Annotated in this window: 14 protein-coding genes; 7 read left to right on the top strand and 7 right to left on the bottom strand. The window is 46.9% G+C overall.

All coding sequences use genetic code 11. From position 1 onward, the window contains the following. Nucleotides 1–52 precede the first annotated feature (52 nt). Entirely contained in the window at nucleotides 53–1,459 is a 1,407-nt protein-coding gene (locus TX85_RS19575; protein WP_044481434.1) for an extracellular solute-binding protein, read from the top strand. A 527-nt stretch (nucleotides 1,460–1,986) separates the two neighbouring features. On the opposite strand, the gene TX85_RS19570 is transcribed toward TX85_RS19575, so the two are convergent. The 5 genes from TX85_RS19570 to TX85_RS26020 form a co-directional block, all read right to left on the bottom strand. Continuing rightward, nucleotides 1,987–2,829 carry a copper amine oxidase N-terminal domain-containing protein gene (locus tag TX85_RS19570; protein ID WP_044481433.1) on the bottom strand — a complete coding sequence of 281 codons (843 nt, stop codon included), beginning with the start codon at nucleotides 2,827–2,829 and terminating at the stop codon, nucleotides 1,987–1,989. 292 nt (nucleotides 2,830–3,121) lie between these two features. Then, nucleotides 3,122–3,763, bottom strand: coding sequence for a hypothetical protein (locus TX85_RS25480; RefSeq protein WP_049895087.1), 642 nt, complete (start codon nucleotides 3,761–3,763; stop codon nucleotides 3,122–3,124). A gap of 117 nt (nucleotides 3,764–3,880) precedes the next feature. Beyond that, nucleotides 3,881–4,063, bottom strand: coding sequence for a helix-turn-helix domain-containing protein (locus TX85_RS19560; protein ID WP_044481432.1), 183 nt, complete (start codon nucleotides 4,061–4,063; stop codon nucleotides 3,881–3,883). A gap of 15 nt (nucleotides 4,064–4,078) precedes the next feature. After that, nucleotides 4,079–4,213, bottom strand: a complete 135-nt coding sequence (locus tag TX85_RS26025) for a YvrJ family protein (protein ID WP_101781193.1) — start codon at nucleotides 4,211–4,213, stop codon at nucleotides 4,079–4,081. Next, nucleotides 4,197–4,604 carry a sigma factor-like helix-turn-helix DNA-binding protein gene (locus TX85_RS26020; RefSeq protein WP_262362704.1) on the bottom strand — a complete coding sequence of 136 codons (408 nt, stop codon included), beginning with the start codon at nucleotides 4,602–4,604 and terminating at the stop codon, nucleotides 4,197–4,199. The genes TX85_RS26025 and TX85_RS26020 overlap by 17 nt, the downstream gene beginning before the upstream one ends. Nucleotides 4,605–5,390: 786 nt before the next feature. On the opposite strand from TX85_RS26020, the gene TX85_RS19555 reads away from it, so the two are divergent. From TX85_RS19555 to TX85_RS19545, 3 genes are read left to right on the top strand one after another with little or no spacing between them, the layout of a single operon-like run. Beyond that, the gene (locus TX85_RS19555) at nucleotides 5,391–6,566 is read left to right on the top strand and encodes a glycosyltransferase family 4 protein (RefSeq protein ID WP_071784226.1); all 1,176 of its coding nucleotides are present in this window, start codon (nucleotides 5,391–5,393) and stop codon (nucleotides 6,564–6,566) included. Next, nucleotides 6,563–7,891 (top strand): UDP-glucose dehydrogenase family protein, encoded by a 1,329-nt coding sequence (locus tag TX85_RS19550; protein ID WP_044481431.1) that lies wholly within the window; start codon nucleotides 6,563–6,565, stop codon nucleotides 7,889–7,891. The genes TX85_RS19555 and TX85_RS19550 overlap by 4 nt, the downstream gene beginning before the upstream one ends. A 42-nt stretch (nucleotides 7,892–7,933) precedes the next feature. Then, entirely contained in the window at nucleotides 7,934–8,902 is a 969-nt protein-coding gene (locus TX85_RS19545) for a metal-dependent hydrolase (RefSeq protein WP_044481430.1), read from the top strand. 1 nt (nucleotide 8,903) lies between these two features. Here TX85_RS19545 and TX85_RS19540 read toward each other — a convergent pair whose 3' ends face one another. Then, entirely contained in the window at nucleotides 8,904–9,377 is a 474-nt protein-coding gene (locus tag TX85_RS19540) for a DinB family protein (RefSeq protein WP_044481429.1), read from the bottom strand. A gap of 129 nt (nucleotides 9,378–9,506) precedes the next feature. Between TX85_RS19540 and TX85_RS19535 the strand changes: the two genes are divergently transcribed. After that, nucleotides 9,507–10,208: an aspartate/glutamate racemase family protein gene (locus TX85_RS19535; protein WP_044481428.1), complete on the top strand. Its 702-nt coding sequence runs from the start codon at nucleotides 9,507–9,509 to the stop codon at nucleotides 10,206–10,208. Nucleotides 10,209–10,231: 23 nt separating this feature from the next. Here TX85_RS19535 and TX85_RS19530 read toward each other — a convergent pair whose 3' ends face one another. After that, entirely contained in the window at nucleotides 10,232–11,584 is a 1,353-nt protein-coding gene (locus tag TX85_RS19530) for an MATE family efflux transporter (RefSeq protein WP_044481427.1), read from the bottom strand. A gap of 134 nt (nucleotides 11,585–11,718) precedes the next feature. Between TX85_RS19530 and TX85_RS19525 the strand changes: the two genes are divergently transcribed. Beyond that, entirely contained in the window at nucleotides 11,719–12,414 is a 696-nt protein-coding gene (locus TX85_RS19525) for a TetR/AcrR family transcriptional regulator (RefSeq protein WP_044481425.1), read from the top strand. 320 nt (nucleotides 12,415–12,734) lie between these two features. Further along, complete coding sequence (locus tag TX85_RS19520) at nucleotides 12,735–13,955, top strand: MFS transporter (protein ID WP_044481424.1); 1,221 nt, start codon at nucleotides 12,735–12,737, stop codon at nucleotides 13,953–13,955. The last annotated feature ends 63 nt before the right edge of the window (nucleotides 13,956–14,018 follow it).

Genomic DNA, 14,018 nt, shown 5'->3' with positions numbered 1-14,018 from the left:
AAGCAGGTAAGCGGCTATTTTAAAAAATATAATGGAGTTGGGAGAGCTAATCATGTTTAATAAATTGACCTTGAAGTTGATAGGAACGCTGCTGGCGTCCACTATGATTCTAAGCGCATGCGGAACAAACGGTAATTCTAACGGGGCGGCGAAGAGCAACAACCAGCCGGCACCAACGGAAAGCACCAGTAATGCAGCAGTGGAGACGAATGATAAGCCGACCGGAAAATTGAAGGTGCAGCTTGTAGGCGACTTCTCGCTGGAAGACAAGACCGATCCCGTCTCCGGCCAAACCTCTAAGGGCGTAAAGGTACTGAAGGATGAGTTCGAGAAGCAGTATCCTGACACCGAGGTCGAATTCATTCTTATGGGCTGGGATAACTATAACGAGAAGACACAAACGATGCTTCAATCCGGGGCGGCCGATGTATATCAAGTGCCGGGGATTACGACGTTCGTAGAACAAGGCTTGCTTGAGCCGTTGCAGCCCTATATCGATAAAGACAGCTTTGATCTGGGCATTTACCTGAACGGACAGGTAGAGGGCTGGAAGGCCATGGGACCGAGTGATCAGGACCTGCAGGTCTATGGCCTGCCTTTTATCGGTGATTCGCGGGTCATTGTATACGACCGTCAGCTGTTCGATGATTGGGGTGTAGAATACCTGTCCGAATCTCCGACGATTGAGGAGGTTTTGGAGAAGGCCTCCAAGATGACAGGTAAAAACCCCAAGACGGGTGAACAGAACTACGGTCTGACCTTCAAGGGCGGGGACGCAGCCGATACGGTCATGAATATTAATGAATCCCTGGGCGGACAGTGGGGCACCGGGTTCCTGTGGAAGGATATGAAGCTGGAATTCGACAGCGAGACCATGGTGCAAGCAACCGATATGCTGAAAGAAGCGCTCAAGTATGCCCCAGAGGGAACCATGGCTGGACAAGGCGCCGAAAATTTCTTGACGGAGAAGAACAACATTGCGATCAACTTGCGTCAAACTCCGGGTTTCATCAATTCGCTGGCCAACCTCGGGCTCGAGGACCGCTACCAGGCAGCTTTACTATTTAAGAATCAGACAACAGGAATGGGCGGCATGTTCGCCGGAAGTCCTTTCTCGATCGGAGCATCCAGCAGTAATAAGGACCTGGCCTGGGAATGGCTGAAATTCAGCGGCAGCGAGTTCTTCCAGCAATATATGTGGGATGAACAGCGTTCACAGAGTATGCCGGTGATCAAGGCAGCCGAGAACTGGTCTTCTGTGAAGGAGATTGGACAGATGGATATTATCCTGCAGTCCATGAGCCAGCTGTGGACACCGCGTTATCCATACCGCTCCGGTCAACCGCGTTACATTCTGTCAGAGAATGTGGAGCGTGTGATGTTAGGTGAGCTAAGTGCAGCCGAAGCAATGAAGAAGGCCCAAGAGGAAGGGACCAAGTGGTTGGCTGATCAACAGTAAAGTAGCATAATAATTAAAAAAACCAAGGAACTGAAGCGGTCTATTCTGACTTCGTTCCTTGGTTTTTGACGTTGACTGCGTTTCTTTGGTGCGAATTGGTGAGAAAATCCGGTCTTTACCTGACCGTGATCCACGCCGAGTGTATAGGTAGCTGCAGTGAACAAAAGGACATTAAATTTCAGAAAAATCGGCCTTGAGCACCTCTAGTGAAATTTTTGACCTTAGATTGGGATGAAGCAGGAAAATCGATCATTATTGGAAATGTAAGCGAAGATTTTTCACTAAAATGGGGTTTGAGCGTCAAATGGCGAATGTAATGGAAATAAATTCACTACGGTAGACTGTGTCCCTATTAAGAGTTTCAGACACGCCCTAATCAACCAACTCCGCTCAAGTGAAGGATCTCGCCAAATCCATTTTTTGAGCTAACCCTCAGCAATCAAAAAGGGCCCCCTCCAGGTAATTAACCTTTGGGAAAGCCCCTTATCATTGTTTGACGTTGACTTCAATTTAAGCAGTTGTGCCCTTTACGGAACGTCATTGCTGATCTCTGTCAGGAAGCCGTTCATTGCGGCGGTGTCGCTGAGCTGGCTAATATCTCGACTTGCTTTGTAGTTAAACATATACCATTGGTTTACATTCGCTTCATAAATAAAAACCTCGGGATCCTGATCCACATCATCCATTGATCGAACTAAAGTATAAATGTCAAAACGTTTTATGCTATTCCCTTCTTGGTCTAAAAAGTCATATTGCCCACTTTTATAGTAGTCGCCAGGTGAGAGGTGACTACTATTCCAGGAGTAATTAGAAGGTTCTTCGACCACCTCTCCTTTGTTTTCCACGAAAATATTATATATTGCTTCATGATAGCCATGCCCATGGATTTGATTTACAATGCCGCCCAGTATCATATGGTGTTCTTCTTGAAAGGCTTCTACTTCTACTCCATCAATGACCAGGGGCTTTGTCTCGACAGTTACGACAAAGTTGCTGTAGCTGACATTGGACTCAAACATCTCTGCAATAAAACGAAGTGGAACCATCGTGCGATTATGCTTTAGATAAGGCTTGGCATCAAGCGGCACGCTGTTCCCATTTTTCATTGCTGTAGTGCTATTCAGCCGCAAGCTTACCTTTACATCCCCTTTAGTGAGCACGATTTGTGAATCGGACCAGTTGACCCTGGCCCCCAAATTCTCACTGATCACTCGCAGCGGGACCATGGTTCGATTGTTCTTCATTTCGGGCTTCACATCGGAGGGAATCGTAACACCATCCACTTTTATTTGTATGTCTGCCGCCTGTGTAGGTAATGGAGTAATGGAGAAAATCAAAACAGTGAAAATTCCTGCCAGAAGCTTTTTCATTTTAGTTCATTCCTTTACAACGTATTTTTCTCACCCATACTATATACGAGAACAATGATGTAATGTTGCATTAGAACACTTGTTACATATATGCACTGGAAGATCCGTACTGTAAATGATGGGGAGTCGCGTTCATTAATAGGATCAGACCTTAATCAATAAACAGTTCTATTTCATATATTTGATATTTGACCTCATTATTCCTTTTAATTCAAGTTATTTCTATATATTAGCACCAAAAAAGGTCTCCCGACGCTATTCGGGAGACCTTTTTTTGAATTTTTTATTTTATTTAGAAGTTTTTCAAAGCCCCATATACTTCAGCGTTACCGATCCATGTCTTATCTACAATATACTTTTTACCGTCAGGTGTGGCTATATTTAAAGGCCACTCTTCTGTCATTACTTTGTTCCCCATGGTAAAGGCAACCCAATTATTTGAGCTGTTTTTATATTTCATTTCAAAAGCTCTCACCTGGTCATGTAGAACAGTCCATGGTTGTAGTGGTGGTTTATATCCGGTATCTTGATTAGAAGCAAATACTAATCGTGCCGAGTTAACAACCTCAGTGACTTTATCGTTGAAAGCTCTCATAACCACATCATTAACCTTATATACAACCTTATTTTGAGCGTTTAATTCAATTGAAAGTGTGACGATGTCACCATCATTATATTTGTTCCCATAGTGTGGCGTACCTTCTCCATTTGCAAAAATGCGCCATTTTCGCACGCCATTAACCTTAAACTCATCACGATTTGCAGTTGAAATACCACATTCATAACCATTAATGCCTACATAGAAATTAATATAGTCCCACTTTCTTGGTAAGGTTGCACTGCTTGGTAACTTTATTTTTGTTTTGAACCCTCTGTCACTCAGATTGTCAGTTTTGATTCTTACAAGCTTTGCATACTCATTATTAAATGCCATAGTTACCTACTCCCTCTCATTTTTTTTGATAGCACTCTAACGTGTTATCTGTAATCTAAAGAGGTATTGAAAGCTGATTTTACAACCTCTTTTGAAATCTTTTAAGAGAGTCCTCTTTTATTCAAATCGTTGTATAACCTCTAACATAGATACATACAGCTCTTGTTTTAGATCTTCCCGATACTCATAGGGAACTTGACGTAGAGAAGCATTTATTTTTGGTGAGAACGTTTCGATTATTTCTAAAGCAGCAGATTGACCATCTATCTCTTTTGCTTTTTGTAGTAAGTCCGAAATCATAAACTATTCCCCTCTCTACTTTGTTTTCTTTTGAATCTCGTCCTTTAACCCATTAATTGCTTCAGAAAGATCAATAATTTTCTTCTCAAACCGAAGAAGTAAATACGTCGTGATAGCAATTGGAAACCCTAAATTAGCTATTAGTCCCATCCATTCCGTTTGTTCCACGTATCCTCTCCTCCTCACTCTTCTGCAACACTTCACGCAATTTTGAAATCGCTTTCAATCTATGTTTGGATATATTTTGTTGTGATCCGCCCATGATTATTGAAATTTCCTTATCGTTCAAATTTTGTACATAAAAAAGGGATAATATCGTTTGTTGTTTTTCTGATAATGCTGTATAGGCTAGGAAAAGTAACCTGTCGGTTATGTGGTCTTTTAAATCAGAAGGTACGAGCGCTGGATCATAACAGGATATTTTAACTGAATCCAATCTTTCATCGTCATTTAGAACTAGGGGATATCGCTTGGCCAAAGCTTGCCTCTTCTTGTCATAGTTAATGGAGTTGTAATGAATCAAACTCGCCATGTATTTGATGAAACGAGCTGAAACGCAATCTATATCGGAAATAATAACCCCTCCTTTTTTTGAGAAATTATCCCTTTATTAGTAAAGAGGTGGTGAACAGAGAATTTACAACCAAATATAGTAAGAACTCTAGTTCTTATTATATTGCAACGCTTCTTTATTTACAGATTGTTCCATCACACTAGTTCTTCTATATTAGAACAGAGGGTATATGCATATTAGAAATTTTGCTCATTTAGGATATATCCAAGTGCTAAATGCTTTTACAAGGTGATGTAGACACCTTTAAATCCTGATCTTCAATCCACGAAATACATCATGAAAACACAAAAAAGCCTCCAATCCGGGATTGGCGACAATGTAATTCATTGAGCAGTTTTTTTATTTGGAATCTCTTCGAAAGCTAAAATAAGTTATCGTTATAAATCTTGTGTATCGTTAGTTCTATTCACATTAAAGTAGTACAAAAAGTAAGGCGTATAGGGTGTGAGGTGAGTTTTTGAATTAATGAAGGGGAAATAATATAAAGAATATTGAAGTGAGGATAGGGAGGATGATCCGTAGCCTCAATGTGTCAACAGTTTCATGAGAGCATCAGTAAGTATGCAGTTGTTCAAACAAGACCTCATGTCTTTTATTCACGCAAACTCCTCCTAAAATCAAAGATATATTTAAACAGTGGACAAATCATTGAAAAATCCTCCCCCAAGTTTTCACAGAGATTACTTTGCGATGAATCAGCGATTATGATGGCGTGTTACTTTGGGGATAGGTATTGAGAAAGGGAGTGGCTAAATGAGGATAGCTGTTTTTTCAGACACGTTTGTCCCTCAGGTCAATGGCGTCGCACTAACCCTGAAGCGTTGGACCGAGTACCTGTCCGCCCGGGGGGATGAATGCAAGCTGTTCGTTCCGACGGAACCGGAGCCGGTCTATGAGGATCTGGTGTTCCAGCTGGCTAGCATCCCGTTTTGGGCTTATCCGGGGTATCGATTCGCTATTCCAAATTTGCTGCGTATCCGCCAGGAGCTTTCTCTATTCAAACCAGATATTGTTCATGTTGCCACCCCATTTAGCGTAGGCCTCGCCGGTATGTCTGCCGCTCAAAAGCTCCAAATCCCCATCGTTGCCTCGTATCACACCCATTTCGATCAGTATCTCGAGTCTTACTGGTTTCCGTTCGCGCATTCCTGGTATTGGTCCTATATGAAATGGTTCCATCGGCATTGCCGCGCTATTTTCGCCCCTTCACAGGAGACGATTCAACTATTGCAATCCAATGGATTAAGTAATCTAGAGCTGTGGTCGCGGGGGACTGACTGCAACAAGTTCACCCCCGCCAAGCGTTCCGGCCTTGTTCGCGAGCTTTACGGCATCAAGGAGCAATATCTTCTGCTATACGTTGGCCGACTGGCTCCGGAGAAAGACCTGGATGTACTGCTTCAATTAATGCATCGGTTGCCGGAGCGCATAAACAGTCAAGTGCATTGGCTTGTCGTCGGCGATGGCCCGATGATGGAGCAAGGTCGCAGGGAGGCTCCACAGAATGTCACCTTTACCGGCTATCGGAGCGGGGAAGAGCTTGCTGCTTTGTATGCATCCTCTGATGTATTCGTCTTTCCCTCCGCTTCAGAAACCTTCGGCAACGTTGTGTTGGAGGCGGCCGCCTCCGGTCTCCCTGCTATAGTAGCCGACAGAGGAGGCGTAACCGAGATTGTTCAGCATGAAAGAACCGGCTTGCACGCTCAAGCGGGAAATGTAGAGAGCTTTCTTGCAGCACTGTCTGACTGGTTCGACGAACCGGACAAATGGCAAAGGTTCGGTACGGAGGCAAGGGAACAAGCGCAAGCCCGTACTTGGGAAAAAGCCATGGGGCCAATATACACCCGCTGCCAGCAGATTGTAAAAACAGAGCAAAATCCGGAAGCAACAAGAAACGGGCAGCTGCGGGAGGAGGGTGAATCCGCTTGAGAATTACAGTCATCGGCACGGGGTACGTCGGGTTGGTTACGGGAGCATCCTTGGCTTATCTTGGACATCGAGTGGTATGTGTGGATGTGAATGAAGAGAAAATCAAGCTGTTAAAATCCGGTCTCATGCCGCTCTGGGAACTGGGGCTTGAGTCTATGATCCGTGACGTGGAGCTTCAGGGACGGCTGGATTACTCGACAGATGTCTCTGCATCCGTGCCTGTAAGCGACGCTGTCTTTTTGACCCTAGGCACTCCTTCATCCGATTCTGGCGAAGTCGATCTTTCCGCCTTGTGGTCGGTCGTACGTTCGATTGCCCCGATGCTGCATGGAGACACACTCTTGATTATTAAAAGTACGGTTCCCGCAGGAACCTGTGAACAAATCGAAGCCTTTCTGCACCAACAATTTTCTAACTCCACATCCATTGCCGTTGCTCATAATCCTGAATTTCTACGGCAGGGCTCTGCTGTCCGGGATTTTCTTGCTCCGGATCGCCTCGTTTTTGGCGCTTCCCGTCCGGAAGCCCATCATCGGCTGGAAGAGATCTACGCGGCCATTCAATCGCCCGTCATCAAATGCGGATTAAGAGAAGCGGAGTTAATCAAATGCGCATCCAATGCGTTTTTAGCGATGAAAATATCTTATGCCAACATGATGTCGGACTTATGTGATGCACTGGGGATTTCGATCAATGCGGTTGCGGAAGGAATGGGCCTTGACCGTCGGATCGGTTCCGAGTTTCTGCGCGCAGGGGCAGGGTATGGCGGCTCTTGCTTCCCCAAGGATCTTCGTGCGCTCATGGCGTTAGCGGCTAAAGAGCACCTGGATATGGAGCTGCTTAGAGCAACCGAGGCGATCAACAGGCAACGTGTCCAGGTCATTCGCAGAAGGCTGGAAGGCGTCCTCGGAACTTTGGGGGATAAGCAGATTACGATCTACGGGTTGGCCTTTAAGCCGAATACTGATGATACGCGGGAAGCTCCTGCGCTTGGGATTTGTTCGATGCTGCAAGAAGCGGGCGCGCGCATCAGGGCATATGACCCGGTTGTCGCTGGCTTGCCGGATCGGCAGGTTGATGTGGACACAGACATGTATGAGGCGGCTGACGGGAGCGATTGCGTGGTCATTGTAACCGATTGGGATCAGTTTAACCGCTTGGATTGGGGCAGATTGAGGCAGGTAATGAGATCGCCTTATATTTTGGATGCCAGGAATATGTTAGACGTCGCGGTAATGACCGAGAACTGTAAAAGATATGGCTTGCACTATCTGTCCCTGGGACGTCCTTCTATAGCACCTGATGTTCCATTAACAATAGGCTGAATAGACGATCATGAGCCAAAATTAAATAATGAGGTGATTGTTATGGATACAGGAAGCCATCTTCTTCTCGGTGTGACATTAGGCGGATTGGCCATGGCCGTATCCGATCCAGTAATCGGAGACCCATCGTCCGCGGTTTACGGCTTATTTGCGGCGGCGATCATCGGCTCGAATGCTCCTGATTTCGATAGTGTCATTCGTATACGAGGTTATGAGTCCTATTTATTGCATCATCGGGGGTTCAGCCATTCCTTGCCCATGCTGGTTGGTTGGCCGGTTTTACTTACTCCCTTGATTGCGTATCTCTTTCAGGCCTGGGATCATATGCTCCTGCTGTTTCTCTGGACCATGGCGGGGGTTGTGTTTCATGTCTTTCTCGATTTCTTCAATGCGTATGGTGTACAATGCTTTCGGCCGATCTCAAGGAAATGGTTCCATGCCGACACCATCCCGATTTTTGATCCGGTCATGTTCGGACTTCATTTAGTAGCTTTGTTGTTATGGCTGCTCGGAGTCATGGAGGCACAGGCGGTATTCCCTCTGGTATACGTTCTAACCTTTCTCTTTATCGGGTACCGTATTCTTGTTCACCGTCTGATGCTGCTAGCGATTCGAAGGCATTATGGCGTCGGCGGGTATTCCTTCTTGATTCCCGGGTGGCTGCCCCACAGATGGGGCTATGTTTACGAAACTGATCAGACTTATATCGCCGGTTCGATCCGCGGCTCCCTGCTTAAGGAAGAAACCCTATTCCAAAAGGGAGAGCAGAACGATGTCGTTCAAGCGGTCATGGGCAGTGACGGAGTTCGCAGCTTCCTTGCCTTTGCGCATCGCGTGCATGTTTCATGCCAGAAGCTTCAGACCGGTTACAAGGTAGAACTGCGGGATGTCCGTTTTCGGCATGGCGAGAAGCTTCCTTTCGGCATGGATATCATCCTGGATGACCATTTGCAGGTGACCGGCAACTCGCTCGGGTGGAAAAAGAAGCTATGGGAGCCTCCGTTTACCTAAGCTATACCGCATCGAGCTTGATCCGTCTTTTTAACGCTTGAATCGCTCCCATATGCAGTCCTTCATGGAAAATGGTGCGAATGAATACCTGCTCAAGGGTATGCATCCCCATCTCTGTGGGAGCGAATTCTTCTTCCAACCGATCCTGGTATCGCTCTTGGATCACCTTCGGCTGTTCCTTTAAAATTTCGATCAGCTTATGGAGTGAGGGGGTCTCCTCCGTAAAATGAGATGGATGGGTTCCGTATCCAAACCACTCGTTAAAGCTCGAGGGAATCGGAGGCTCCTCCTTCGTAAGAACCTGAATCCATAAGTATTGATCCAGGCACACATGTCCCAGGTTCCATCGGATATTATTGTTGAACCCTTCGGGAATTTTCTCCGCCTCTGCTTCCGATAACCCCTCTACCATACTCAGCAGCTCGCCTCGGTAGGTGCGAAGTTGTTCAAACAAGACCTCGTGTCGCTTGTTCATGCAGTTCCTCCTTAAATTAGTGGTATAATTAAAAAATTAGATATATTTTCAGAAAATCCTGCCGTTCAGAGATAGGGGGCAGGATCCGTTTTGAGAAGAACTTAATTTCCCCCTGAAAGGATGTGCCTCATGAAAACAATCGGCCTAATTGGCGGAATGAGCTGGGAGTCATCACTGCTTTACTACCAAATCATTAACCAGCGCGTAAATGAGAAGCTAGGCGGGCATCATTCCGCAAAATGCTACCTGTATTCGGTGGATTTTGATGAGATCAAGCATCTCCAATATCAGGGGAAGTGGGATGAAGCTACAGACATCATGATTGATGCTGCACGCAAGCTGGAATCCGGCGGGGCTGATTGCATCGTCGTCTGCACCAATACGATGCACAAGATGGCAAAGGAAGTGGAGGAGTCGGTTGCAATTCCGCTTCTTCATATTGCAGATGCAACAGCTGGAGAGATGGTTAAGGATGGAGTAAAGAAGGTCGCTCTGCTGGGCACAGCTTTTACAATGGAACAAGATTTCTACAAAGGCCGGCTTATCGATAAGTTCGGACTGGATGTTATAGTCCCAAGCGAAGCAGACCGAGTGATCATCCATGACATCATTTATCAGGAGCTCTGCCTTGGCATCGTTAAGGATGAATCAAGACAGTCCTACCTGCGGATCATTAACGAGCTCAGCCAGCAGGGAGCCGAGGGTGTAATACTGGGGTGCACCGAGATAACCATGCTCGTCTCCCAAGAGCTCTGTGCGGTTCCTCTCTACGATACAACCCGGCTTCACGCGGAGGCCGCTGTTGATTTTGCCTTGGAGGAAGGACGCTAGTATAAGACTTGGAGTTGCTGTCTTTATTGAGCCAGCAGCTCCAAGTCAGGTTGCAATTTTTTTCGCAGCGCATACAGCATGACGGCTCCAACAAGGAACGCGACGGCATCGGCAATGACAAGCGACCACACAACCCCATGGAAGCCGCTGATTCGATTCGCTATATACAGCACCGGGATCAAGGTAATCCCTTGAATGACGGACATAACGAATGCCGCAGTTCCTTGAGCGGTGGCCTGGAATATTCCTATGAACAATGTAGTCATTCCCGTAATGAACAAGGACAAGAAGGTGACATGAAGAATGTAACTGCCCATCTCAATCAACTGCGGGTCGGTTGTAAACAATCCAATCAAATGGTCGGAGACGAAATAGACGATGACCCCGAACGATACGGCTAATACCAAAATAGCTTTAATTGTAAAGCTAATCGTCTGTTTCAAACGCAGTTTATTCGCTGTAAAGGAGAACGCAATCAGCGGTACAATCCCCTCGCATAAGCCCATCAGTATAAATTCGGGAAACTGCAATAAACGGGACGAGATCCCGTAAGCCGCAGTAGCCTGATCACCGTATTCGATAAGATAGTGATTTAAGATGAGAGACATGGCGCCCAAGAAGACACTCATGACAAAGACAGGAACCCCGATTTTGAACACATTGCTCAGAATAGTCTTGTTTGCCTTGAACCATTTTGCAGATACCGTTAAGAACTTGCTCTTATAGCCGATATGGCAGGCGAAGAACACACTCGCAAGGATATTGGAAATGACCGTAGCCGAGGCCACGCCAATCACGCCCCCATGGAAGACGTAAATGACTAATGCATCGAGAATGATATTCACGAGCACACTGAGCATCATACCGGCCATGGATATCATGGCGGCCCCTTCTGAGCGAACGATATTCTCCATCGTAAAGAACAATACAACAAACGGCGATCCGATAAGCATCACGGTGACATAGTCTTTCGTGAATCCGAAGGAATCAGGCGTAGCGCCCAGCCCATGGACGATCGCATCAATTAAGGGGAGGCCGACCGCCATAACGATAAGACCAAGAACGAGGCTGCTATAGAAGGCAAAGGAAGACACATGCTTGACCTCCTCATAATTTTTCTCCCCCAGCAACCGGGAAATGAATGTACCGCTGCCTATCCCAATCAAATTGCCCAGGGCCATAATGATCGCGAATAACGGCAAGGTTAATGCCAGCGCGGTTAACACGGCTGTATTGTTGAGTGTGCCAAGAAAATAGGCGTTCAAGATGGAATAGATCACACTCATTGACGTGCCCAGCATCATGGGGACAGCGAAATGAGATACGGCTTTGGCTATCGGTGCTTTTTCAAAGTAATGGAGGTTTTCTGCATCCACAGGAATCCCTTCTTTCTCTAATTTGTAATCTAACGGTGTTAGATTGAATCTTACAGTGTTAGATGATATCATGATTCTATAGACCTGTAAACAACAAACTTACACTGTTAGATAAATGATAAAAGGTGGATACCATGAAAAAGCAGCAACCTCAAATATCGGAAGATAAGATTCTGGAGGCCTCATGGGAGCTTCTGGGCGAGGAAGGCCTTGAGAAATTTAGCCTGAGGCGACTGGCGGACCGGCTTGGAATCCAGGCGCCCTCACTGTACTGGTACTTCCAGAGCAAGCAGGATCTTTACCAGCGCTTGGCTAATCAAGCATCCAAAATAATTCTGGAGGAGTTCCACGCTGAAGGCGGCTGGAAGGAGCAACTGGCGGAGCTTGCAGTAACCGTAAAAAATGTGCTCAGCCGTTACCCTTGCTCCACACAGCTTATGATGATGACGCTCCCCCACGAGCCGGATATTATCCGGTTTACCAACCGACTGCTGCTCTGCGTGGAGTCGACTCCGCTTGAACAAGAGCAGAAGCTGCAAGTGGTGACCACGCTTGTGAACTATGTCTTCTATTTCGTACTGGACAAGTATCAGCATGAGCGCAATGTTGCCATGATCGTTAAGGAGCACGGAGAAGAGGCGCTTCCGGGTGAGGGGATGATTCGCTTGCTGGACGCTATGGGCGAGGCGGATGCGGGATTATTCCGGAGAATGTTCTCGAAGGGAATCTACGAGCTGATGGGGACGGATGCGGCGTTTGAGTTTGGCTTGAAGCTGATTCTGCTAGGGATTGAACAGGTGATACAGGAGCAGGAGAATGGAGTGTTATAAATGAAGGCTTCTTTAGGCGAAGGCAATTGACAGCGATATCTCTGAATGATAATATACGGCTATCTATTATGAGGAGGGCTGCATACCATGACACACTCCATGCGTTTAAGATAATCAGCGAGAAGAAGACAATTTTCTACGGAGTTGGGCTTTTTTGAGTTGCTTATTTTTACGTGTGAGAGAACATGGGGGTAGTCCGTGCGGGTATTGCTATGCATGGTTAGGCTCTGTTCCGGCATGTAAATGATGCAGACTCAAGTCCATATCGGGGGCTTGGGTCTGTATTTTTATTACCAGAAAAAGATGAGGAGATTTCACTTATGCATAAGCAATGGAAGAGGACGTTCGCCCTGATCTTCAGCGGGCAGATTTTCTCGATTTTAACGTCTGCGATGGTTCAATTTTCGGTGATTTGGCATTTAACGGAGGCTACGGGCTCCGCTTCGGTATTAATGATTGCCGGGCTGGCCGGATTCCTGCCGCAGGCGGTGTTAGGTCCGTTCATCGGCGTCTGGCTTGACCGCTGGAATCGCAAGCTGACCATGATGATTGCGGACACCGTGATTGCGGTATCCAGTCTGGTACTGGGACTCTTTTACTTATGGGGAGAGCCCAGCTTATGGGTAGTGTATGCGGTATTGCTGATCCGCTCGGCAGCTTCTGCCTTTCATGCGCCTTCGTTCCAGGCTGCCATCCCGTTGATGGCGCCGGAGGAACAATTAACCCGGGTGGCGGGCTGGCATCAGCTCGTATTCTCCGCCTCAGGCATACTCGGGCCTGCGCTCGGGATTGCAGTATACTCGGCAACTTCCCTGGGAACCGTTCTGCTTCTGGATGTTCTGGGGGCACTGATCGCGAACGCCATGCTGTTGATGGTTCGCATTGATCAGCCAAAGCCGGAGGTCGTGGAGACCCCTTCGTTCGGTAAGGAATTTGTTCTTGGCTGGAAGACCTTTATATCGGCTAAGCCGATTGTCATCATTACGATTGCCATGGCCGTCTTTAGCGTGGCGTTCATGCCGCTCTCCATGCTGTTTCCCTTGATGACGCTGTCCCATTTTGGCCGGGGCGGCTACAGCGCGAGCTTGATTGAGGCGGTATTCGGTGCTGGAATGATTCTTGGGGGCGGGTTGTTGTCCGTGCTTGCTTCTAAATGGCGGGACTCCACCTATATGAGTATAAGCTTGTTTGTTATCGGAGTAACCTGCGTGTTGTGCGGGCTTATCGGGAGCAGCGCGTTTGCGGCGTTCGTCGGCTTGTCCTTCTTCATGGGAGCAGCAGCGCCTCTGTTCAATGGGCCGTATATGGCAATGATCCAAAAATCATATGACCCTGAGAAGCTGGGGCGTGTGCTCTCCTTCGTAACCAGTATTGGACTCTTATCCTCTCCGATCGGGCTCGCCTTGGCGGGGCCGGTGGTGGACCGTTTTGGCGTTCAAATCTGGTTTTTCTGGACCGGCATTATCGTGGTATTGATTGGCGTCTTTTTGTTCCTGAAATTTAATAAATCAGGCCAAGAGCAGCAGAGCCTGGGTCAATGACATTGGAACATCTAATCTGAAGACTGGCGTCGGTATTCTACCGGCGTCCGTTTATTTTCTTTT

The sequence above is a fragment of the Paenibacillus antibioticophila genome (assembly GCF_000455265.1).
Taxonomy (GTDB): domain Bacteria; phylum Bacillota; class Bacilli; order Paenibacillales; family Paenibacillaceae; genus Fontibacillus; species Fontibacillus antibioticophila.
The sequence above is the reverse complement of the archived record's forward strand: the minus strand, read 5'-3'. Positions and strand labels throughout refer to the sequence as shown.

What these genes read in the sequence shown, in the direction of transcription:
- TX85_RS19545 (WP_044481430.1), top strand. Translation starts at nt 7,934, where the DNA reads ATGGATACAGGAAGCCATCTTCTTCTCGGTGTGACATTAGGCGGATTG.
- TX85_RS19555 (WP_071784226.1), top strand. Translation starts at nt 5,391, where the DNA reads ATGAGGATAGCTGTTTTTTCAGACACGTTTGTCCCTCAGGTCAATGGC.
- TX85_RS19560 (WP_044481432.1), bottom strand. Translation starts at nt 4,063, where the DNA reads ATGATTTCGGACTTACTACAAAAAGCAAAAGAGATAGATGGTCAATCT.
- TX85_RS19520 (WP_044481424.1), top strand. Translation starts at nt 12,735, where the DNA reads ATGCATAAGCAATGGAAGAGGACGTTCGCCCTGATCTTCAGCGGGCAG.
- TX85_RS19525 (WP_044481425.1), top strand. Translation starts at nt 11,719, where the DNA reads ATGAAAAAGCAGCAACCTCAAATATCGGAAGATAAGATTCTGGAGGCC.
- TX85_RS26025 (WP_101781193.1), bottom strand. Translation starts at nt 4,213, where the DNA reads ATGGGACTAATAGCTAATTTAGGGTTTCCAATTGCTATCACGACGTAT.
- TX85_RS25480 (WP_049895087.1), bottom strand. Translation starts at nt 3,763, where the DNA reads ATGGCATTTAATAATGAGTATGCAAAGCTTGTAAGAATCAAAACTGAC.
- TX85_RS19540 (WP_044481429.1), bottom strand. Translation starts at nt 9,377, where the DNA reads ATGAACAAGCGACACGAGGTCTTGTTTGAACAACTTCGCACCTACCGA.
- TX85_RS19535 (WP_044481428.1), top strand. Translation starts at nt 9,507, where the DNA reads ATGAAAACAATCGGCCTAATTGGCGGAATGAGCTGGGAGTCATCACTG.
- TX85_RS19575 (WP_044481434.1), top strand. Translation starts at nt 53, where the DNA reads ATGTTTAATAAATTGACCTTGAAGTTGATAGGAACGCTGCTGGCGTCC.
- TX85_RS19570 (WP_044481433.1), bottom strand. Translation starts at nt 2,829, where the DNA reads ATGAAAAAGCTTCTGGCAGGAATTTTCACTGTTTTGATTTTCTCCATT.